The sequence below is a fragment of the Rhodoferax sp. SPJ21 genome (assembly GCF_058216335.1).
The window spans coordinates 636,726-654,979 of sequence record NZ_JBYZMO010000003.1 but is presented as its reverse complement, the minus strand read 5'-3'; the positions used below and the strand labels follow the sequence as shown (position 1 = coordinate 654,979).

General features: G+C 61.8%; 18 protein-coding genes. 8 read left to right on the top strand and 10 right to left on the bottom strand.

Annotated features, from left to right (window positions below; all coding sequences use genetic code 11):
* Positions 1-62 precede the first annotated feature (62 nt).
* Positions 63-713 (bottom strand): phosphatase PAP2 family protein, encoded by a 651-nt coding sequence (locus AC4BBN_RS18315; RefSeq protein WP_490593434.1) that lies wholly within the window; start codon positions 711-713, stop codon positions 63-65.
* 269 nt (positions 714-982) lie between these two features.
* Here AC4BBN_RS18315 and AC4BBN_RS18310 point away from each other — a divergent pair, with 269 nt between their 5' ends.
* Positions 983-1,444, top strand: a complete 462-nt coding sequence (locus AC4BBN_RS18310; RefSeq protein ID WP_490593433.1) for a CBS domain-containing protein — start codon at positions 983-985, stop codon at positions 1,442-1,444.
* Positions 1,445-1,492: 48 nt separating this feature from the next.
* On the opposite strand, the gene AC4BBN_RS18305 is transcribed toward AC4BBN_RS18310, so the two are convergent.
* On the bottom strand, positions 1,493-2,713 hold the full coding sequence (locus AC4BBN_RS18305; RefSeq protein ID WP_490593432.1) for a polyhydroxyalkanoate depolymerase: 1,221 nt from the start codon (positions 2,711-2,713) through the stop codon (positions 1,493-1,495).
* Positions 2,714-2,859: 146 nt separating this feature from the next.
* Here AC4BBN_RS18305 and AC4BBN_RS18300 point away from each other — a divergent pair, with 146 nt between their 5' ends.
* Positions 2,860-3,516: a glutathione S-transferase gene (locus AC4BBN_RS18300; protein ID WP_490593431.1), complete on the top strand. Its 657-nt coding sequence runs from the start codon at positions 2,860-2,862 to the stop codon at positions 3,514-3,516.
* 9 nt (positions 3,517-3,525) lie between these two features.
* Here the strand turns inward: AC4BBN_RS18300 and AC4BBN_RS18295 are convergent, their stop codons facing one another.
* The gene (locus tag AC4BBN_RS18295; protein ID WP_490593430.1) at positions 3,526-3,948 is read right to left on the bottom strand and encodes a cupin domain-containing protein; all 423 of its coding nucleotides are present in this window, start codon (positions 3,946-3,948) and stop codon (positions 3,526-3,528) included.
* 98 nt (positions 3,949-4,046) lie between these two features.
* Between AC4BBN_RS18295 and aroC the strand changes: the two genes are divergently transcribed.
* Positions 4,047-5,144: a chorismate synthase gene (gene aroC, locus AC4BBN_RS18290; protein WP_490593429.1), complete on the top strand. Its 1,098-nt coding sequence runs from the start codon at positions 4,047-4,049 to the stop codon at positions 5,142-5,144.
* Complete coding sequence (locus tag AC4BBN_RS18285) at positions 5,144-6,355, top strand: MFS transporter (protein WP_490593428.1); 1,212 nt, start codon at positions 5,144-5,146, stop codon at positions 6,353-6,355. Before aroC ends, AC4BBN_RS18285 begins: the two co-directional genes overlap by 1 nt.
* Here the strand turns inward: AC4BBN_RS18285 and AC4BBN_RS18280 are convergent.
* The 7 genes from AC4BBN_RS18280 to AC4BBN_RS18250 are packed head-to-tail and all read right to left on the bottom strand — an operon-like array spanning position 6,320 to position 12,322.
* The gene (locus AC4BBN_RS18280; protein WP_490593427.1) at positions 6,320-7,288 is read right to left on the bottom strand and encodes a glycosyltransferase family 2 protein; all 969 of its coding nucleotides are present in this window, start codon (positions 7,286-7,288) and stop codon (positions 6,320-6,322) included. The genes AC4BBN_RS18285 and AC4BBN_RS18280 overlap by 36 nt on opposite strands.
* 7 nt (positions 7,289-7,295) lie before the next feature.
* Positions 7,296-8,396, bottom strand: coding sequence for a GNAT family N-acetyltransferase (locus AC4BBN_RS18275; protein WP_490593426.1), 1,101 nt, complete (start codon positions 8,394-8,396; stop codon positions 7,296-7,298).
* Positions 8,397-8,427: 31 nt separating this feature from the next.
* Positions 8,428-9,630: a DegT/DnrJ/EryC1/StrS family aminotransferase gene (locus AC4BBN_RS18270; RefSeq protein ID WP_490593425.1), complete on the bottom strand. Its 1,203-nt coding sequence runs from the start codon at positions 9,628-9,630 to the stop codon at positions 8,428-8,430.
* A gap of 12 nt (positions 9,631-9,642) precedes the next feature.
* Positions 9,643-10,341 (bottom strand): ABC transporter permease, encoded by a 699-nt coding sequence (locus AC4BBN_RS18265; protein ID WP_490593424.1) that lies wholly within the window; start codon positions 10,339-10,341, stop codon positions 9,643-9,645.
* Positions 10,342-10,361: 20 nt separating this feature from the next.
* Entirely contained in the window at positions 10,362-11,249 is an 888-nt protein-coding gene (locus AC4BBN_RS18260) for a hydrolase 1, exosortase A system-associated (protein WP_490593423.1), read from the bottom strand.
* Entirely contained in the window at positions 11,246-12,055 is an 810-nt protein-coding gene (locus AC4BBN_RS18255; RefSeq protein WP_490593422.1) for a hydrolase 2, exosortase A system-associated, read from the bottom strand. Before AC4BBN_RS18255 ends, AC4BBN_RS18260 begins: the two co-directional genes overlap by 4 nt.
* A gap of 15 nt (positions 12,056-12,070) precedes the next feature.
* A complete protein-coding gene (locus AC4BBN_RS18250) occupies positions 12,071-12,322 on the bottom strand; it encodes an acyl carrier protein (RefSeq protein WP_490593421.1) in 252 nt (83 codons plus the stop codon).
* Between the two features lie 135 nt (positions 12,323-12,457).
* Here AC4BBN_RS18250 and AC4BBN_RS18245 point away from each other — a divergent pair, with 135 nt between their 5' ends.
* From AC4BBN_RS18245 to AC4BBN_RS18230, 4 genes are all read left to right on the top strand, one after another.
* A complete protein-coding gene (locus tag AC4BBN_RS18245) occupies positions 12,458-14,053 on the top strand; it encodes an acyl-CoA ligase (AMP-forming), exosortase A system-associated (RefSeq protein ID WP_490593420.1) in 1,596 nt (531 codons plus the stop codon).
* 5 nt (positions 14,054-14,058) lie between these two features.
* Positions 14,059-15,303, top strand: a complete 1,245-nt coding sequence (locus AC4BBN_RS18240; protein ID WP_490593419.1) for a pyridoxal-dependent decarboxylase, exosortase A system-associated — start codon at positions 14,059-14,061, stop codon at positions 15,301-15,303.
* A gap of 17 nt (positions 15,304-15,320) precedes the next feature.
* Positions 15,321-17,261, top strand: a complete 1,941-nt coding sequence (locus AC4BBN_RS18235) for a hypothetical protein (RefSeq protein ID WP_490593418.1) — start codon at positions 15,321-15,323, stop codon at positions 17,259-17,261.
* A gap of 172 nt (positions 17,262-17,433) precedes the next feature.
* Entirely contained in the window at positions 17,434-18,210 is a 777-nt protein-coding gene (locus tag AC4BBN_RS18230) for a ferredoxin--NADP reductase (RefSeq protein ID WP_490593417.1), read from the top strand.
* Positions 18,211-18,254 lie beyond the last annotated feature (44 nt).

Sequence of the window (18,254 nt, the reverse complement as noted above, 5' to 3'; positions counted from 1 at the left end):
GAGGCTGTCCCGTCATGTGACGACAAAAGGGACGGCCAGTTTAGCTGCGCTAAGTGACGTGCTTAGGGGGCTTTGTCCCCCGCTTTGTGCATGTCTGCACGGCGGAAAGGGCTGTCGTGCGAGGCCAGTTCCAGCGCCAGCCGGGTCACCATATCGTGAGAGCGGGATGGTGCTGCCTGCAGGGGCATGATGCTGAGCCAGGCGACCGCGCCCAGTAGTGCCCAGCGCCCCGGCATGCCGTGGTGGGTGTACTGGCTGCGCCAGATGGTCCAGGCGCTGGCGCTGGCGCCCAACACAAAACCGGCCACCACTTCGGACCACGAATGCACCTGGATGTGGACCCGGCTCCAGGCGATCAGCAGGGCCAGTGCGTAGCCACCGATGACGGCCAGGTGCACGGTGCGTGCGTTGCGCGCATGTGCTGTCAGGGTATAGGCCAGCACCGGGTAAATGGCGGCGGAGAACATGGCGTGGCCCGAGAAGCCGGTGAAGTCCAGTGCCGCAATGCCCAGGCCCCAGCCTATGAAGGCGATCTTTGAAGCTGTGGTGACCGCGATGGCCAGGCCCAGCGGCACCAGCCAGCCCAATACCGGGCGCAGCGAGCGGGTAGATGCCACCATCCATACCGCCAACACCGCAGCCATGGGCAGCACGATGCCCATTTCACCAAAACGGGTGATCCAGTAGGGGGCTTTGGCGAGGTAATAGGGCATGCCGCGATTTTAACGGTCGTGCTGCGCTGCAGCATTTGGTGTTGCGCTACAGCCCCGGCTTGGGGTTGGCCGCCTTTGCTTCATAAAGTGTAAGAAGCTGTACGAAGTTTTGGGATTTCCTGCTTGGTCCGTGGCAGGCGGTTGCGCTATGCCGCGTGCAGAAAATACGTGCTGCGGGCACGTTTTTTAAACGTAATCCATACATTCTGCTGGGCCATTGTGGGCTATATTGCAGCTATCCAACCCCACCGAGTTACGAGGAGAACACCATGAAAGTTAGCGATATCCTGCGTGTGAAAGGCAATACGCTCTACACCGCCAATCCTGATGAGCTTTTGTCTGGTGCCCTGAGCGTAATGGCCGAGAAGGATATGGGCTCGCTGGTGGTGATGTCCCATGGCGATCTGGTCGGCATGCTGACCTTCCGTGAAGTCATTCAGCAACTGGTGAAAAACGGCGGCTCCATTGGCAGCACGCTGGTGCGCACCGCCATGGACGATCACCCCCTGACCTGCACGCCAGAGACCGAACTGGACGAAGTACGCCGCATGATGCTGGACCGCCATGCCCGCTATATGCCGGTCATGAACCAGAAGATGCTGATGGGGGTTATCAGCTTCTACGACGTGGCCAAGGCCGTGGTGGACAGTCAGAATTTTGAGAACAAGATGCTAAAAGCCTACATCCGTGATTGGCCCGCAGGCGATGACGAAGAGACAGACGCCAAATAAGCGCGGCTACCCCATTAAAAAAGCCCGGCTAGCCGGGCTTTTTTGCGTTCAGAGTTGGTTTGCGTAGATCATGTCGCGCACGCGCGGATAGATTTGCTGGTTCCATTTCTTGCCGCTGAACACGCCATAGTGGCCCACACCCGTCTGGATGTGGTGAACCCGCTTGCTGGGGCGGATGCTGGTGCACAGATCTTGTGCGGCCATGGTCTGGCCGACAGAGCAAATGTCATCGCGCTCGCCTTCCACGGTCATCAGGGCGGTGCGACGGATGGCCTCTGGCTTGACGGTGCGTCCTTGGTAGGTCAGCACGCCGCGCGGTAGGTCATAGGTCTGGAATACTTTCTCCACGGTTTCCAGATAGAACTCTGCGGGCAGGTCGTTCACCGCCAGGTATTCGTCGTAGAACTTGCGTATGGTTTCGGCCTTGTCCAGTTCGCCATCCAACAGGTATTTGTACATGTCTTTGTACTGCTGCTTATGGCGGTCCAGGTTCATGCTCAAAAACGCGCTGAGCTGTATGAAGCCGGGGTAGACCCGGCGCATAAAGCCCTTGTGTGGCAGCGGGACGTGGGTGATCAGGTTTTGCTCGAACCACTCAATCGGCTTGCTGGTGGCCAGCGTGTTGACGCCCGTGGGGTTGATGCGGCAGTCCACAGGCCCGGCCATCAAGGTCAGGCTGCGAGGCTGGCAGGGGTTGTCGTCCTCCGCCATTACTGCGGTAGCGGCCAGGGCGGCCACACAGGGTTGGCAGACGGCAATGACGTGCGAACCCGGGCCTATGGTTTCAATGAACCGGATCATATGCGCGGCGTAGTCGTCCAGCGTGAAGGCACCGTGGCTCAGTGCGACATCGCGGGCGTTGTGCCAGTCTGTGATGTAGACGTCGTGGTCCTGCAGCAGGGTGCGCAGGGTTTCACGCAGCAGCGTGGCAAAGTGGCCGGACAGAGGCGCTACCAGCAGCACGGGGGGCTGTGGGGTCTGCAGATCGGCATCGATTTTTTTGAAATGCAAGAGGCTGCCAAACGGCAGGCTGAGCACGGTTTCTTCGGCGACGGTCACGTCGCGCCCTGCCACCTGCACCGTGTGGATGTCGTAGTTGGGGCGGGTGTGGGTCAGCCGTATGCGTGAAAACACGTCGCATGCGGCCGCAATACGGCGCACCGGACTGCCCTCGGTATCGTTGAACCATAGTGCTGCGGCGGCGCTTTGGGCCATGAGCCGCAGCGGCGACATCCAATCGGACTGGAGTTGGTAGGCCTGGTACAGCATGTTTTTTGTGTGGGGGTCAGAGGGACAAAGTTACGCAGGCAAGTTATGGGCCATATGTAGTTCATGTGCTTGTTACGTTCGGTAAATATCGGCGCCGGTCTCTGGCACAGCCCTTGCTCAAACAACCCAACACATAAGGAGCATCTATGCGCAAAGCCGAGTTGACCATCAGCAGTAAAAACTACGGTGCCTGGGCTTTGCGCGGTTGGTTGATGGCCAAATTTGCGGGCCTGGATTTTGAGGAGCAGGTGGTGTCGCCCGACGATCCAGCCATGAAGGCAGAGATGCTGCTGATGTCCTCCTCCATGCTGGTGCCATCGCTGGTGCATAACAAGATCAAGGTGTGGGACACGCTGGCGATAGGTGAATACCTGAACGAGATCAAGCCTAAAGCCGGTCTATTGCCTGCGGATGCTGCGGCCAGAGCGCATTGCCGGGCAATTTGCGGAGAAATGCATTCGGGCTTTGCATCCTTGCGGACGGCTTTGCCCATGAATTTGAAAGCCCATTTCGCGGACTTCAAGATATGGTCGCGTGCCCAGAGCGATATAGACCGCATCGTGGAGATCTGGAAAGAGTGCTTGGCCAACTATGGTGGCCCCTACCTCTTTGGTGCCCAGGTGACCCTGGCGGACGCCATGTACGCGCCGGTGGTGACGCGTTTCCTCACCTATAGCGTGGCACTGGACCCCGTGTGCAGTGCCTACTGCCAGCGCATCATGGCCTTGCCCGCGATGCAGGAGTGGATAACCGCTGCGCTGCAGGAGCCCGACGATATCGACGAGCTGGATGCAGAGTTTTAAAAAGGTGTTCTAGTTCCAGGGCGTCGGGTCGGGAATGGCGCACACCGGCTCGACGTCAATCGACTTGAAGTCGGCGGGCGAGACGATTTCCAGGTATTCCATATCCGGCGAATAGTCGAACAGGTAGTGCCGTATGCCGGGGCGTTGGTGCACGCAGTCGCCGGCCTGCACTAGGGTTTCCTTGTCTTCATACATGAAGCGGGCCCAGCCCTTGAGCATGATGACGATTTGAAAATCCGCTTCATGTCGGTGCCAGCCCGTGCCCTTTTCTGGAGCCATATTCGCCTTGACCAGGTGCGCAATCACTTTTCCGTGCGTAGCCTCGGCGATGCCCAGATCGCGGTACAAGAAGAAATCGCGCAAGCCGCCTTGCACGTAATCGGTGTCACCGGGTTTGACATGTGAGAAATTGGTAGTGGTTGCTTGCAGCATGGGCCTCTCCTTGAAAATATGCACGGACACCTGCATTGGTGTGTGGCCGACTAAGCATGAACCGTTCCCACCTCCGTAGTCGGGGATAATCCCGCGCTATGAGCGGCAATACTTTTGGAAACTTATTCGCAGTCACCAATTTTGGTGAATCCCACGGCCCAGCCATTGGCTGCGTGATCGACGGCTGCCCCCCGGGCATGGCCTTGACCGAGGCGGACATCCAGACCGATCTGGACCGCCGACGCCCAGGCACCAGTCGCCACGTGACCCAGCGCAACGAGCCGGACGCGGTGGAAATCCTCAGCGGCGTCTTTGAGGGCAAGACCACCGGTACGCCGATTGCGCTGTTGATCCGCAATGCCGACCAGCGCAGCAAAGACTATCAAAACATCGCGCAGAGCTTTCGCCCCGGCCACGCCGACTACACCTACTGGCACAAGTTCGGCATCCGCGATCCGCGTGGGGGCGGCCGCTCGTCGGCCCGCCTGACGGCACCCACGGTGGCTGCGGGTGCGGTCGCCAAAAAATGGCTTGCCGAAAAGTACGGCGTGGTGTTTCGCGGCTGCATGACGCAGGTGGGCGATCTGGCCATCCCTTTCGAGAGCTGGGAGCATGTGCCGAACAACCCGTTTTTTGCCCCGGTGGCCGATGTATCGGCGCTGGAAGACTATATGGACGCGCTGCGCAAGGCCGGCGACTCCTGCGGCGCACGCATCCGTGTCACTGCCTCTGGCGTGCCAGTCGGCCTGGGCGAACCGCTGTACGACAAGCTGGACGCCGATATCGCCTTCGCCATGATGGGCCTGAATGCTGTCAAGGGTGTGGAAATTGGTGCCGGTTTTGCGAGTGTGGCCCAGCGTGGCAGCATGCATGGCGATTCCTTGTCGCCCCAGGGTTTCCGCAGCAATAACGCAGGCGGCATTCTGGGTGGTATCAGCACCGGGCAGGACCTGGAAGTGTCGATTGCCATCAAGCCCACCAGTTCCATCATCACGCCGCGCGAGTCCATCGACACGCAAGGGGTGTCTACCGAGGTGGTCACCAAAGGACGCCACGACCCCTGCGTAGGCATCCGTGCCACACCTATCGTGGAGGCATTGCTGGCCTTGGTGGTGATGGAGCATGCCTTGCGCCAGCGGGCCCAGAACGCTGACGTGGTGCAGGCGGTAGGCCCGATAGCGTCGATGGCCGGCTAATGTCCGTCACGGCAGCCGCAGGGCTGGTGGGTCGCCGCCAGCTAGCGCCGTTTGCCGTGTTTTCGGCCTGTTATTTTGCGCATGCCGGGTTTTTTACCTCTTACCTGCCGCTGTGGCTCAAGAGCCAGGGCCTGGGTTTGGTCACCATTTCGATGCTGACCTCCATCCAGGCCGCGACGCGCTTGTTTGCACCGTACGGCTGGGGCGCTTTGAGTGACCATACGGGTGAACGGGTGGCATTGTTGCGCTACTGCGCCCTGGCGGCACTGGTGGTGTCTTTGGGGCTGGCGCTGAACTGGGGCCTGGTCTGGCTGGGTGCTGTGTTGCTGCTGCTGTACACCCACACCAGCTCCATGACGCCGATGAGCGAAGCCGCCATGGCGGAGCTAGTCAGCCGCGACGGCGGCTTCAATGCCCAACGCTATGGGCGTGTGCGCCTGTGGGGTTCGCTGGGTTTCATGCTGTCGGTTCTGCTGTGTGGCATGTGGTTTGACAGGTTTGGCATGCAGGGGTTTCCGGGCGTGACCTGGCTGAGCTTGCTGGTGCTGCTGGCCAGCAGCGCCTGGATGCCGAACACCAAGGAGGCCGTGCACACCCAGCAGCCACGTCCGCCGATCTGGCCAATCCTGCGCCAGCGGGCGGTGCGCTGGATGTTCGTCAGTTGCTTTTTCCAGGTGCTGTCGCATACCGGCATCAATGTGTTTTTCTCGCTGTACCTGGATGCGCTGGGCTACAGCAAGACAACCATAGGCTTGTTGTGGGCGGTGTCTGTGGTGGCCGAGGTGACCTGGTTTTTCACCCAGAGCCGGTGGTTGCCCCACTTCAGCCTGCCGCGCTGGCTGATGTTTGCGGGGCTTGCGATGGCTCTGCGCATGGTTTTGACGGCCAGCAGCGCCCATGTGGTATGGGTATTGGTGCTGGCCCAGACCCTGCATGCCCTGACGTTCGCAGCCCACCACGGTGCCTGCATTGCACTGCTTTCGCACTATTTTCCGGGCCGCTTGCGTGGCCGTGGCCAGGCGCTGTACACCGTGCTGGGCTATGGTTGCCCTGGTGTGCTGGGTGCTTTGTTGGGCGGATTTATCAGCTCAAAATACGGTTTGGCGCAGGTATATTGGGCGGGACTAGCTACGAGTTTGATAGCAGCGGGGTGCGCGCTCAAGTTCCAGTCGCACTCAGCTCTTGCCGCGCTGGAGCAGCCCGCTCGCTAGCGAGAACGGCATGAGCAAGAAGCTCAGCGGGTCTAGCTTCATATGCCGCCACAACAGTCCTATGGGGATCTTTTTGCGGTGCGCCACCCTGTGCAGCAGATCGCTGGCAAAAGCCTTGCGCAGCCTGGCCAGGCAGGCGTTGATGTGGGCGCGCTGGAGTGCTGTGACCGGGAACAGCTCGCAGGTCAGCTTTTGGTACTTGATTTCGTTGTGCAGGCGCAGCAGGTGTTTTTCGGTGCCCCAGCCGGTGCCGGCAAAGATGTTGACGCCGCGCCCGTAGTGCGCCTCGCAGGTGCTGGAGAAAGCCACTTTGGCGCCGCTATGGGCGATGTCCATCCAGAAAAGATAGTCTTCACCGGCGTTGGTGAATTCGACCTTGAAGCGCTTGTCTGGAAACTTTTGCAGGTCGTACGCGACGGTGGAGGTGCCGATCACATTGCCTCGGATGATCTGGTCCAGCAAATCGCCCTGGTAGGCGTGCAGGCCAGGGAAGGTATCGGCTAGCTGCGGGTGCTTGTCTGGCTGGATGCGGCCTGCGCGGGCAAATGCGCCTACGGTGGCCCCCAGCTGGAAGTGGTCGGCGAAATAAAAGCTGTAACCCGAGCCTAGCGCAGCCGCAGCGCGCGCCAGATGGTCGTTGGACCAGATGTCGTCCGAATCCAGAAATGCGATGTAGCGGGTGCCGGCAGGGGCGTGGTCTATGCCAGTGTTGCGCGCCGCACCGGGGCCACCGTTGGGTTGCTTGATGATCCGCACCTGGCTGCTGAATGCTCCGACGGCTTCGACCTCGGGTTCTGCCGGTACCGGCGACGCGTCATCTACCACCAGTACCTGGATGGGCATGCCTGCAGGCTGCTGCGCGGCGACGCTGGCCAGGGCCTTGGCCAGAATGCCAGCCTCTCGCTGGTAGTAAGGGATGATGACCGTGATCATGGCGCTCCTACTCGGCAGTTGCGGCCGCCTTGGCGGGGGGCTCAGTGGCAGGCGCCGGCGCTGCAGCGCTAGCCTGCATTTGGCGTCGGCGCTCCGCCAGACTCTTTAACCAGGGCCAGCGGTAGCTGGTCAAGTGGTACAGGCCGCGCTGGTTTTCGGTCCAGCGGGTATGCCACTCCATCATGCGGCCGTAGTATTCCAGCCGGTGGATCTGGCCCTCGGCGAACAACTTCTCCAGCACGTCCTGGCTCAGTAAAAAGGCCGGGGAGTAGGCTTGTATGCTTTCGTCGTAGGTGGTTTTCAGGATCACCAGCATGCCTGCGCGTTGCAGGCACAGGTTCAAGGCCACGGTTTTTCCATTGAAGAGGTATTCGAACACTATGGCGCCGCCTTGGCGCGCGGCGGTTTGCAACAACTGTATGTAGAAACGTCCTTGGTCGTTCTCGGGGTGGATGGCCGTGCCCTTGCCGGCCTTCCAGCCAGCGCTTTCCAATACGCCATAGCGGGCTATGGCGTCTGGCATGTCCTCCGGTGCGGTAAAGCTGCGCATTTCGGTGACCACACCTTCGGCCGCCAGCTTGTTACGTTGCTTGCGCATGTTCTGCCGCAGGTTTTTGCCGCGTGCAGCCCAGTAGTCGTCATAGCTGCCGGCAATATCGATCCAGCCGGTATCGATGTAGTCCATGGGTTTGGTGTCGGACAGCTCGGCCTCGCGTGGTGCCAGCAATGGATCGACCTGCGTCAGCGAAAAGCCCAGGCACAGGCCCAGCGGGCCATGGCACACGCTGCTCGCCAGCTCCGAAGCAGTGAGACTGCTGGAGGCCACCCAGGCGCCCAGCGGTAGCTGGGACGGCTGGAAGGTTCGCCATTGGAAACGCCCTGCGGGCACCACGATCAGCATGGCGACCAGGCTGTTGGACTGCCGGGCGACCAATAACCGTTCGTTGCCAGCGCCGAATATCTGGATGGCCAACTGGATGGAGTCGGCCGTCATGAACGGCAGGTTGCTGCGCTCCTGGTTCAAGCGGTCCCACTCGGTGCGCAGGCTGACGGTTTTTTGCAGGTCGCTAGCGGGCAGGTTTTGCCATTGGAGGGGAGAGGATTGCATGGAGTAGGGGGTAATAGGTAAGCGGGCGTGTTCAGTCGCTGCTGTTTCGCAGCAGCTGCAGAATGGCCTGCGCTGTGCGGTCGATGTCTGCATCGTCCAGATCCTGGTGGCACAGCAACTGCAGCACGTGGTGGCTCCATTGCAGACCTACATCGCCTGCAATGGTTGGAGTCCCAGGCCAGATACGGTCCCAGCGGAATACCGGCAATTCCATTTGGCGCAGGGCCTGGTAGACCGCTTCAGGTTTATCCACCCAAAGCGGAAACACATAGGGCGCAGCACGCTCTGCGGCGGCAGGAAGATCGGCAAATAGTGGGCGTGCACCCGGTGTATTTGCAAAATAGGGGGCGTAGCGGTTGAAGTTACGCTGACGCCGCGCAATGATGCGACCTCGTGGCAGCATGGATTTAAGGGCCATGGAGGCCCACAAGGGTGTCTGGCTAATGCGATTCATATCGCAGTCGCGCATCATATTGGCCGCCCTAGCGGGGGCAGGCACTTCCGTGAGCGCCTGGGCCTGTGGGCTGCGCGAGTTCTTGAGTTTGAACAACGATGCCAGCACTGGGCGTATTCCCGCCAGGCGTTGGTAGCGTGTTGCCAGCTCGATGACGTCAACCCAGCCTTTGATTTGGGACTTCAAACTCGGTTTGGCCAAGGCCATGGGCTTGATGGGGTGCAGCGTTGATGCCAGCAGCCCGGCTTCGGGCACGGGTAAGAATTTGGATAGGCTTGCCGTGGAAAAGTCGCCCCAGGCACCTACGGTTCTTTCCCCGGCTTCACCGAAGTAGCAATGTGCGCAATCTTCTATCAGTGCAATGCCATTGGCGTCGCACCAGTTGCGCACATCGGCCAAGGATTGGGCCAGGCCGAAGTAATGGGATACCAGCATGGCCTGGCTTCTTTTTGCCTGCTCGGCAGGGATGTTGGCAAGGTCGGGCAGTCCATTCGGCAGCAGGCCGAAATACGCGACTTCCAGGTGGGCCAGCAGCACCGGCGCCACCATGGTGGGGCAGTGGTAGGTGGGTACCAGCACCGTGCTGCCAGCGGGCAGGTCGAGTTGGAGCAGCGCTTGGTAAATGGCAGCCCGCCCGCTGGTCGTGAATGCGGTGTGGGGCAGGCTTTCAATGCTGGGTACGCCAGGCGCATCCACGCGTTGGAAACTGGACCAGTCCAGTACCGGGCCACGCGGCAATGCAGGCCGAAGGGGGGTTACGGGTTGGGAGGCGGAATGCAAGAAATGCGCTTTCTAGGGTTGCGTAGTAGCTGCACTGGCTGCTTCTGCCGGTGCGGAGGCGCTGCTGTCGGGATTGTCGGCAGCCATATCGGTCCACTTCCCCAGGGCTTTGAGGCGATCTTTCAGCTCAGGCTGCAAAAATCCCATTGCATACGCTTTGTGGGCTTGCTCTTCGGCTTTGGCATATTCCTTCAGGTCCATGTAATTCAGACCTAGGTTGTAGTGGGTGAAGGGGTTGTCCTGCTTCTCGGCATTGCCTGCTGCAATGTCCAGTTGTTTGATCGCCTCTGGAGCACGGTTGCCTTTGGCCAGAAACATGGAATACAGCATACGCGCGATGCCGTCATCCGGGCGGAAGCGGACGGCGCGTTCGAAATAGCACTCCACGGAATACCGCAGGTCCGAGGGGTGCGGCTTTTTCAGCTTCTCCCCGTAACGCATGACGGACATCAGCGCTCGATGGTGGTTGGGGAATGCACGCAGCGTGTAATCCAGATCGCCGCCGATGTAGCCGGCGTTGCCCTTAATGAGAGCTTCCACGGGCGGCGTGAAGTGGGCGCCCTCTACCAGGCTCAGGTTGTTGCCCCGCTCCACCCGGTAGTCGTAAGGCCCAAAGGCGTTGGTGAGTGACCCGCAGTCTTCACCGCCGGCTTGCTGCGCCAAGGCCGTGCCGGCACCCCATGCGCATAGTAGTGCCAGCAGCAGTGGCATGGTTCTCTTTACCGATTGCGTCACGCCTTGCTCCTGTCCGATGGGGACTGCTTTTGACTGTCTGTGTGTGTGGAAAGCCAGTCGAGCGTCATGTTTTCTACCTGGGTTTGCGCCACCGCATTGGAAAAAGTGTGGTCTGCGTCCGGTAGGTCGTGGCGCACCAACTGGGTGTATTCGAATGCGCCAGACCAAGCCGTATCTGCGGCAGCATATTCTAGGAACTCCTTGGCCGTGAAATCGTTTCCGCTTAAGACTAAAAGTATGGGGCCGGAGAAGCCCTTCCAGGCACTGGCCATGCGTTGCTGAAACGGGGCGTTGGCGGTCTGCGCCGGACTCGCTGCTGAAAAGGCGGTGCGTATGTTTTGTACAAGGCCGTTGACGGCGCCCAGGGCAACCTTGCCGCTGAGAAGTTTGCTCCAGAACGCGGGCTGCATCACGCGCTGAAGGTAATAGTGTTTGACCTGGGTTCGTGCCAGGCTGGTTTCGGACCGCACCCACGGGTTCAGCAGGCAAAGGCCGGTCACGCGTCGATCTTGGGTTTGCTGCACATACAAGAGCGCAGCCGAAGCTGCGTCACACAATCCCCACAGAACAATATTTTTTGCCTGGGGCACACGGTCCTGTAGCGCCTGGACGGCTGCTGCAATATCCGGCGTGGCCGCCAGAAAATCTACCGCAGACCCGCTGCTGTCACCCATGCCCTGGTAATCAAAGCGCAGCACGGCATATCCTGCGGCCGCCAGCCGTCGGGCCAACAGCACGAACTGGCGATGACTGCCTACGCGGTACTGGGGGCCGCCCACCACCACGACTACGGCGGTTGATGCTGGTTGGGCAGGTAGGCTCAGAACGCCCACCAGGGTGCTGTCCGGGCGGGGAATCAGCAAAGCCTGTTCGGTTGGCTTCATGGTGCGGGCGCAGACAGGGCTGCCAGGGTGGCGCTGAGCAGAGCCGGCGCCTCTTCGATTTCGCTGGTTTGCCAGAAAGCCGGGCCCATGGCGACCTGGCTACGGACCGCAAAGCCTGCGGCCTGCCAGGCCTGCAAGGGCTTGGCAGCAGCAGGCGGAAGCGTAGCGTCCGGCTTGGTGGATAGGTCCAGCCATTCCAGCCGGCCTGGATGGTGCGGCGGTGCCAGGCTGGCTTGCTCCAGGCCCGAGGCCAGTGCAGCGGACAGCGCGTAGCCGGCAATTTCCACCGCCGAGCCAGCTGCCAGTTGTTGGCGCAGGGCCTCCATGGCGGCTTTGGCATTGCCATCGGCCATGTCGCCAGCGGCTTTCAGGCGCATGAACTGTTGCAGCAGCGGCTTGCCTGCAGGCGTAGGCGCCCAGAATAGAAAGTTGCAGGGGCCGTCCAGTTGCTGTGCGGCTTGGGCGGCCAGCAGGCAGCCCGCACGCAGGCCCCACAGCCACAAAGGTGCATCGGCCTGGCGGCGCAGCCATTGGCATGCCAGGGCCACGTCGTCCACCCAGTCCTGCCAGCTGACATCGCCAAAATCGTCGGAGCTATCTCCACAGCCACGCAAATCCAGTTGCAGCACGGCGTAGCCTTCGGCGGCCAGGGCCTGCGCCTGCAAAGCTGCCATGCGCCGGGATTTGTTCATCTCCTCGGCAAAAGGATGCACATAGGCCACCAGGCCCCGTGTGACGCCGCCCTGGGCCGGGTAAAAAATACAAAACCGCTGGCCGGGTGTGCCAGGCAGGAAAAAAGCGTCCATCGGGCCAGGCCGGTCTTAGGCCGCGAGTTTTTCGCTGACGAAGTCGGCCAGGCTGCCTACGGTGGCAAAGGTGGATCCATCCATGTCGTCGTCGTCCACCGTCAGGCCAAAATGTTCTTCCAGGCGGGTGATCAAGGACACCACGGCCATGGAGTCCAGTTCGGGAATCGCTCCGAGCAAATGGGTTTCGCGGGTAAAGGCAGCGCTGCGGCCATTCAGGCTCAGAATCTCGTCCAGAACCAGCTTGACCTCCTGTGTGACATCCATGGGAACCCCTGTTGTGTTTGGCTAAAAGTAGGGCGCATTTTAGGCGGCGCCAATTGCAGATGGCCGCCGCGTATGGCCCAGGTGCTGTGAGATACTTTTGCGACTCCCTGTTTCCACGGCTCCAGCCCCATTCCTATGCGTGAATCCACACTTTTGCATGAACTCATAGCCTGTGCGGCACAGCGGGCTCCGCTGGATAAGGCGCTGACCTATGGCGCCGTGTCCATGGCCTATGGCGAGCTGCAGACTGCCGTGTCCCAGTTTGCGGCCGGTTTGATGGCGCTGGACATTGGCCGGGGCGAGCGGGTGGCGATCTATCTGGAGAAGCGTTTTGAAACCGTGGTCGCCAGCTTTGGTGCGCCGGCGGCGGGCGCGGTATTCGTGCCACTGAACCCGCTGCTCAAGCCTGAGCAGGTGGCTTTCATCTTGCAAGACTGCAATGTGCGGGTGCTGGTGACTTCGCCAGAGCGGCTGGCCTTGCTGGCTGGTGTGCTGGGCGACTGCCCGGATCTGCGCCATATCGTGGAGACCGATGCCGTGCCGCAACTTGCGCCGGCACTGCCGCATACGGCCTGGGCGGACTTTTTGGCGGCTGAGCCCCGCGCAGGTCACCGGGTGATAGACACCGACATGGCGGCCATCCTCTACACCTCGGGTAGCACCGGCAAACCCAAGGGCGTGGTCCTATCGCACCGGAATATGGTGGCTGGTGCAAAAAGTGTAGCAAGCTACCTAGAGAATACAAACGCTGACACCTTATTAGCTGCCTTGCCTTTGTCGTTTGACGCGGGCTTCAGCCAGTTGACCACGGCCTTCCATGTGGGCGCCCGCGTGGTGCTGTTGAACTACCTGATGCCGCGCGATGTGCTGAAAGCCATGGCCCGCGAAGGCGTGACCGGCCTGACCGCCGTGCCCCCGCTGTACATCCAGCTGACCCAGCTGGAGTGGCCTGCCGAGATTGGCGCCAAGCTGCGCTACTTTGCTAATACCGGCGGCCGGATGCCGCGCGAAACCCTGGACCTGCTGCGCCAGCGCGTGCCGCAAAGCCTACCGTTTCTGATGTACGGCCTGACCGAGGCCTTCCGCTCCACCTATCTGCCACCCGCCGAGGTGGACCGCCGCCCGGACTCTATCGGCAAGGCTATTCCGAACGCCGAAATCTTGGTGCTGCGGGAAGACGGCAGCCCTTGCGCGCCGGATGAGCCCGGCGAGCTGGTGCACCGTGGCGCGTTGGTCGGCATGGGTTACTGGAACGATGCGGAGAAAACCGCAGAACGCTACAAGCTGCTGGCTGCCGACGCACCAGGCCGCCAGCCCGGCCTGCAGCTGCCCGAGTACGCTGTGTTTTCCGGCGATACCGTGCGCATGGATGCTGAAGGCTTTCTCTACTTCATTGGTCGGCGCGACGAGATGATCAAGTCTTCCGGCTACCGCGTCAGCCCGACCGAAGTGGAGGAGGTGCTGTACGCCACCAAGCTGGTGGGCGAATGCGTGGCCTTTGGTGTGGAGCATCCGGCCTGGGGCCAGGCGATCCAGGTGATTGCCACCGCGCCCGAAGGGGCGGCGCTGGACACCGCTGCCCTTTTGACGGCCTGCAAGGTGCGCATGCCGGCCTATATGGTGCCGTCGGGCGTCGAGGTGGTGGCTGGCCCCTTGCCGCGCAACCCGAATGGCAAGATTGACCGCAAATTACTGTCTACCGGCTGGGCCGAGCGCCAGTCCAACCTTTGAGCCTTATGACCGCTACCGAACGCACCATCCCCGTCCACGCTCCCTTGTCGCAGTTTCCCGTTCAGAACGGCGAGCTGGTGCTGGGTGGCATACCTTTGTCGCAACTGGCCGCGCGGGTGGGACAAACGCCGTTCTATGCCTACGACAGGTCGCAGCTACGCCAGCGCGTGGCCGAGCTGCGCGCGGCCTTGCCGGCCAGCGTCAAGCTGCACTACGCCATGAAGGCCAACCCCATGCCGGCTGTTGTGGGCCTGATGGCGGGTTTGGTGGACGGCATTGACGTGGCCTCTGCCGGCGAGCTCAAGGTGGCGCTGGATGCCGGCGCCGACCCGCAGGAGATCAGCTTTGCCGGCCCGGGCAAGCGCGAGTCCGAGCTGCGCCAGGCCGTGGCCTCGGGCGTGCTGGTGAACCTGGAATCCATGCGCGAAGTGCACCTGTTGGCGCAAATTTCACAAGACCTAGGCCTGCCTGCCCGCGTGGCCGTGCGCGTCAACCCCGATTTTGAGCTCAAGGGCTCGGGCATGAAGATGGGCGGCGGCCCCAAACAGTTTGGCGTGGATGTAGAGCAAATGCCCGAGCTGCTGGCTGCCATAGGCCAGACTGGTTTGGCGTTCGAGGGCTTTCATCTGTTCGCCGGCTCGCAGAACCTCAAGCCCGAGTCGATTTGCGAAGCCCAGCAAAAATCCTATGCCCTGGCCGTACGCCTGGCCGACAGTGCGCCCATGCCGGTGCGCTTTTTGAACCTGGGCGGGGGCTTTGGCATTCCGTACTTCCCTGGCGAGCAGCGTATCGACCTGCATCCCATCGGTGACAACCTGGCCGCCCTGGCCGAGCGCGCCAAGACCGAGCTGCCGCAAGCTGCTTTTGTTATCGAACTCGGCCGTTATCTGGTCGGCGAAGCCGGTGTGTATGTGGCGCGTGTGCTGGACCGCAAGATCTCGCGCGGCCAGGTCTTTCTGGTGACCGATGGCGGCCTGCACCACCATCTGTCGGCCTCGGGCAACTTCGGCCAGGTGATCCGAAAGAACTATCCGGTGGCCATTGGTAACCGCATGGATGCGACGGATACCGAGCCCGCGTCCGTGGTCGGCCCCTTGTGCACCCCCCTGGACCTGTTGGGCGACCGCATGGTTCTGCCGGTTGCGCAAGAAGGCGACCTGGTGGTGGTGTTCCAGTCGGGCGCGTACGGCGCCAGCGCCAGCCCGCAGGGCTTCCTGGGCCATCCGGCCTGTGTGGAAGTGCTGGTTTGACGCTGCTGGTTTAACGGGTGGCACTGCGCCGCGCCGTCCTAGCGCTGCTGGCGCTTGCGTGTTTTGGGGCAGGCTGCGGCCTGGCCCTGGCACACCCGGTATCTCCCATGTTGGCCTTGGCGGGTTTTTACACCGTGTGCGTGGCCATGGTCTGGCTGCCGGGTGCCTGGTTGTTCCTGGTGCCAGCCTGCCTGCCCTGGCTGAACTTTGCACCCTGGACTGGTTGGCTGGTTTTTGAAGAATTCGATCTGCTGCTGCTGGCGGTGCTGGCTGGCAGTTATGGCCGCTGGGCCTTTTCTTCTGCACACACCAGACCCGAGCTGCAATGGCGCTCGTCGGCAACGGTGTTGCCAGCTCTGCTGGCCGCCGCCGGCCTGCTGGCCTTGCTGCGTGGCGGCTGGGATGCGGGTGGCTGGACCTGGGGCTGGTTCCAGGGCTATGCCGACCCGTTGAACAGCCTGCGGGTGGCCAAAAGCCTGTTGTGGGCGCTGCTCTGTCTGCCTTTGCTGCGCGAGGCTTTACACCGTTCGCCCGCTGAGGCTGGCCGGCAAGTGGCCAGAGGCATGCTGACCGGGCTGGTAATTGTGACCTTGGCCGTGCTGTGGGAGCGCGTGGCGTTTCCTGGACTTTTCAACTTCACCAGTAAGTACCGCACCACGGCCTTGTTTTGGGAGATGCATGTGGGCGGCGCAGCCATAGACGCCTACCTGGCGCTGAGCACACCGCTGGTGGTGTGGGCCTTGCGCTCGGCCCGCCGGCCCTGGCAATGGGCCCTGGGCGCTGTGCTGGCCCTGGCTGTGGCCTATGCCGGCTTGACCACGTTTGCGCGCGGCGTGTATCTGTCCATGGCGGCGCCGGTGCTGCTGCTGGGCGCATGGTTCTGGCTGCAGCGTGCCGGGCTGGACCTGCGCACCTGGCTGGACGCTCTGTGGCAGCGCCGCCGTCCTGGCTGGCGCATGCCGGCAGCCTGCTTGCTGGCGCTGGCTTTGGTGGGCGAGATTGTTGCCGTGCTGCAGGGCGGCAGCTTCATGTCTGAGCGCCTGGCGCACACCGAGCGCGACTTTGGCAGCCGCCTGGAGCATTGGCAGCGCGGCCTGGATTTGCGCGACGGTCCGGTGGACCCATGGCTGGGCATCGGCTTGGGCCGCCTGCCCAGCCACTATGCGCACAACTACCCCGAGGGGGAATGGCCCGGGCACGTCGCGCTACAGACTGAAGCGGGCGGGCAGCGGCCCTTCATGCGTTTGCACGGCCCGGACACCGATCCGGAGCTGGACGCCTTTTTTGCCCTGACCCAACGGGTGCACCTGGAGCCGACCGAGTCGTACCGGGCCAGGCTGCAGCTGCGTGTGGACGCGCCGGTAGAGGTCAGCCTGCAGCTGTGCGAGCGGCATCTGCTCTACCCGGCACGTTGCCAGGAGGCCTTTTTGCAGCTGGCGCCCACCGAGTCGCCCTGGCAGCAGATCGATGTGCCGCTGCGGGGGCCGCAGTTCAAACGCACGCCCTGGTATGCGCCGCGCCTGGGCATGTTGTCGGTGTCGGTTTTGGGTGGTGGCACGCATGCCGACTTTCAGTCGATTGGCTTGACCGGGCGCAATGGCCATGAACTGCTGGCCAACGGCGACTTCGCCCAGGGCTTGGCGCGCTGGTTTCCGGCCGAGCGTTTCTACTTTCTGCCCTGGCATATCGACAACCTGTACCTGGAGCTGTTGATCGAGCGCGGGGCGCTGGGCTTGCTGCTGTGGTTGCTGCTGGTGGGCTGGGCCGTGTGGCATTTGCTGCTGGGGCGGGCGCGGCAACAGCCGCTGGCGCCGTACCTGGCGGCGTCCTTGATCGGTGTGTCGTTGGTGGGCCTGGTGAGCAGCGTGATGGACGTGCCGCGCGTGGCTTTTCTGCCCTATCTGCTGGCGTTTTTCGCGCTGTGCATGGCCAGGAATACCGACCCGCCCAAGGCCTGAAAATTATTTTGCTATTGAAAACATAGCTGCTTACGCAGATTCCATCTGCGCCATATCTATATTTCTTTTGGTTTTACCTTGGGTGCTGCGGGGGGAATTGCTCTGGACTTGGGATGCCGCCACAGTGTAGGAAAATAGGGGCTAATTTCACCACCTAGCCAAGCGACCCCTTATGAGTGCTTTTAACGAAGAAACCGTCCTGAGCGTGCACCACTGGACCGACCGTCTGTTCTCCTTCACCACCACCCGCGATCCATCGCTGCGCTTCAGCAACGGCCACTTCACCATGATCGGTTTGCGCAAGGAAGACGGCAAGCCGCTGCTGCGCGCCTACAGCATCGCCAGCGCCAACTACGAAGAGCACCTGGAGTTTCTGAGCATCAAGGTGCCAGACGGCCCACTGACCTCGCGCCTGCAAAACATCAAGGTCGGCGACACCATCATCGTCGGCAAGAAGCCCACAGGCACCCTGGTGACCGACTACCTGCTGCCCGGCAAGCACCTGTACCTGCTGTCCACCGGCACCGGGCTGGCGCCATTCTTGAGCATCGTGCGCGACCCCGAAACCTATGAGCGTTTCGACCAGGTGATCGTGGTGCACGGCGTGCGCCAGGTCGAAGAGCTGGCCTACCACGACATGCTGACCGAGCATTTGCCCGCGCACGAGTTCCTGGGCGAGATGGTGACCGACAAGCTGCGCTACTACCCCACGGTGACCCGCGAGTCCTACCGCAATATGGGCCGTATCACTGAGCTGCTGCAAAACGGCAAGTTGTTCAAAGACCTGGACCTGCCCGAGTTCGACCCCGCCATTGACCGTGTGATGCTGTGCGGCAGCCCCGGCATGCTGGTGGACCTGAAGCACATGCTGGAAGAGCGTGGCTTTGTGGAGGGCAATACCTCCACGCCCGGCCATTTCGTGGTCGAACGCGCTTTCGCAGAGAAGTAGCACACACCCCCAGGCTACACGCTTCGCGTTTCCGCCAACCCCCT

Excerpts from the sequence above, each read along its gene's own strand:
- AC4BBN_RS18315 (WP_490593434.1), bottom strand. The coding sequence starts at position 713 with ATGCCCTATTACCTCGCCAAAGCCCCCTACTGGATCACCCGTTTTGGT.
- AC4BBN_RS18310 (WP_490593433.1), top strand. The coding sequence starts at position 983 with ATGAAAGTTAGCGATATCCTGCGTGTGAAAGGCAATACGCTCTACACC.
- AC4BBN_RS18305 (WP_490593432.1), bottom strand. The coding sequence starts at position 2,713 with ATGCTGTACCAGGCCTACCAACTCCAGTCCGATTGGATGTCGCCGCTG.
- AC4BBN_RS18300 (WP_490593431.1), top strand. The coding sequence starts at position 2,860 with ATGCGCAAAGCCGAGTTGACCATCAGCAGTAAAAACTACGGTGCCTGG.
- AC4BBN_RS18295 (WP_490593430.1), bottom strand. The coding sequence starts at position 3,948 with ATGCTGCAAGCAACCACTACCAATTTCTCACATGTCAAACCCGGTGAC.
- aroC (WP_490593429.1), top strand. The coding sequence starts at position 4,047 with ATGAGCGGCAATACTTTTGGAAACTTATTCGCAGTCACCAATTTTGGT.
- AC4BBN_RS18285 (WP_490593428.1), top strand. The coding sequence starts at position 5,144 with ATGTCCGTCACGGCAGCCGCAGGGCTGGTGGGTCGCCGCCAGCTAGCG.
- AC4BBN_RS18280 (WP_490593427.1), bottom strand. The coding sequence starts at position 7,288 with ATGATCACGGTCATCATCCCTTACTACCAGCGAGAGGCTGGCATTCTG.
- AC4BBN_RS18275 (WP_490593426.1), bottom strand. The coding sequence starts at position 8,396 with ATGCAATCCTCTCCCCTCCAATGGCAAAACCTGCCCGCTAGCGACCTG.
- AC4BBN_RS18265 (WP_490593424.1), bottom strand. The coding sequence starts at position 10,341 with ATGCCACTGCTGCTGGCACTACTATGCGCATGGGGTGCCGGCACGGCC.
- AC4BBN_RS18260 (WP_490593423.1), bottom strand. The coding sequence starts at position 11,249 with ATGAAGCCAACCGAACAGGCTTTGCTGATTCCCCGCCCGGACAGCACC.
- AC4BBN_RS18255 (WP_490593422.1), bottom strand. The coding sequence starts at position 12,055 with ATGGACGCTTTTTTCCTGCCTGGCACACCCGGCCAGCGGTTTTGTATT.
- AC4BBN_RS18250 (WP_490593421.1), bottom strand. The coding sequence starts at position 12,322 with ATGGATGTCACACAGGAGGTCAAGCTGGTTCTGGACGAGATTCTGAGC.
- AC4BBN_RS18245 (WP_490593420.1), top strand. The coding sequence starts at position 12,458 with ATGCGTGAATCCACACTTTTGCATGAACTCATAGCCTGTGCGGCACAG.
- AC4BBN_RS18240 (WP_490593419.1), top strand. The coding sequence starts at position 14,059 with ATGACCGCTACCGAACGCACCATCCCCGTCCACGCTCCCTTGTCGCAG.
- AC4BBN_RS18230 (WP_490593417.1), top strand. The coding sequence starts at position 17,434 with ATGAGTGCTTTTAACGAAGAAACCGTCCTGAGCGTGCACCACTGGACC.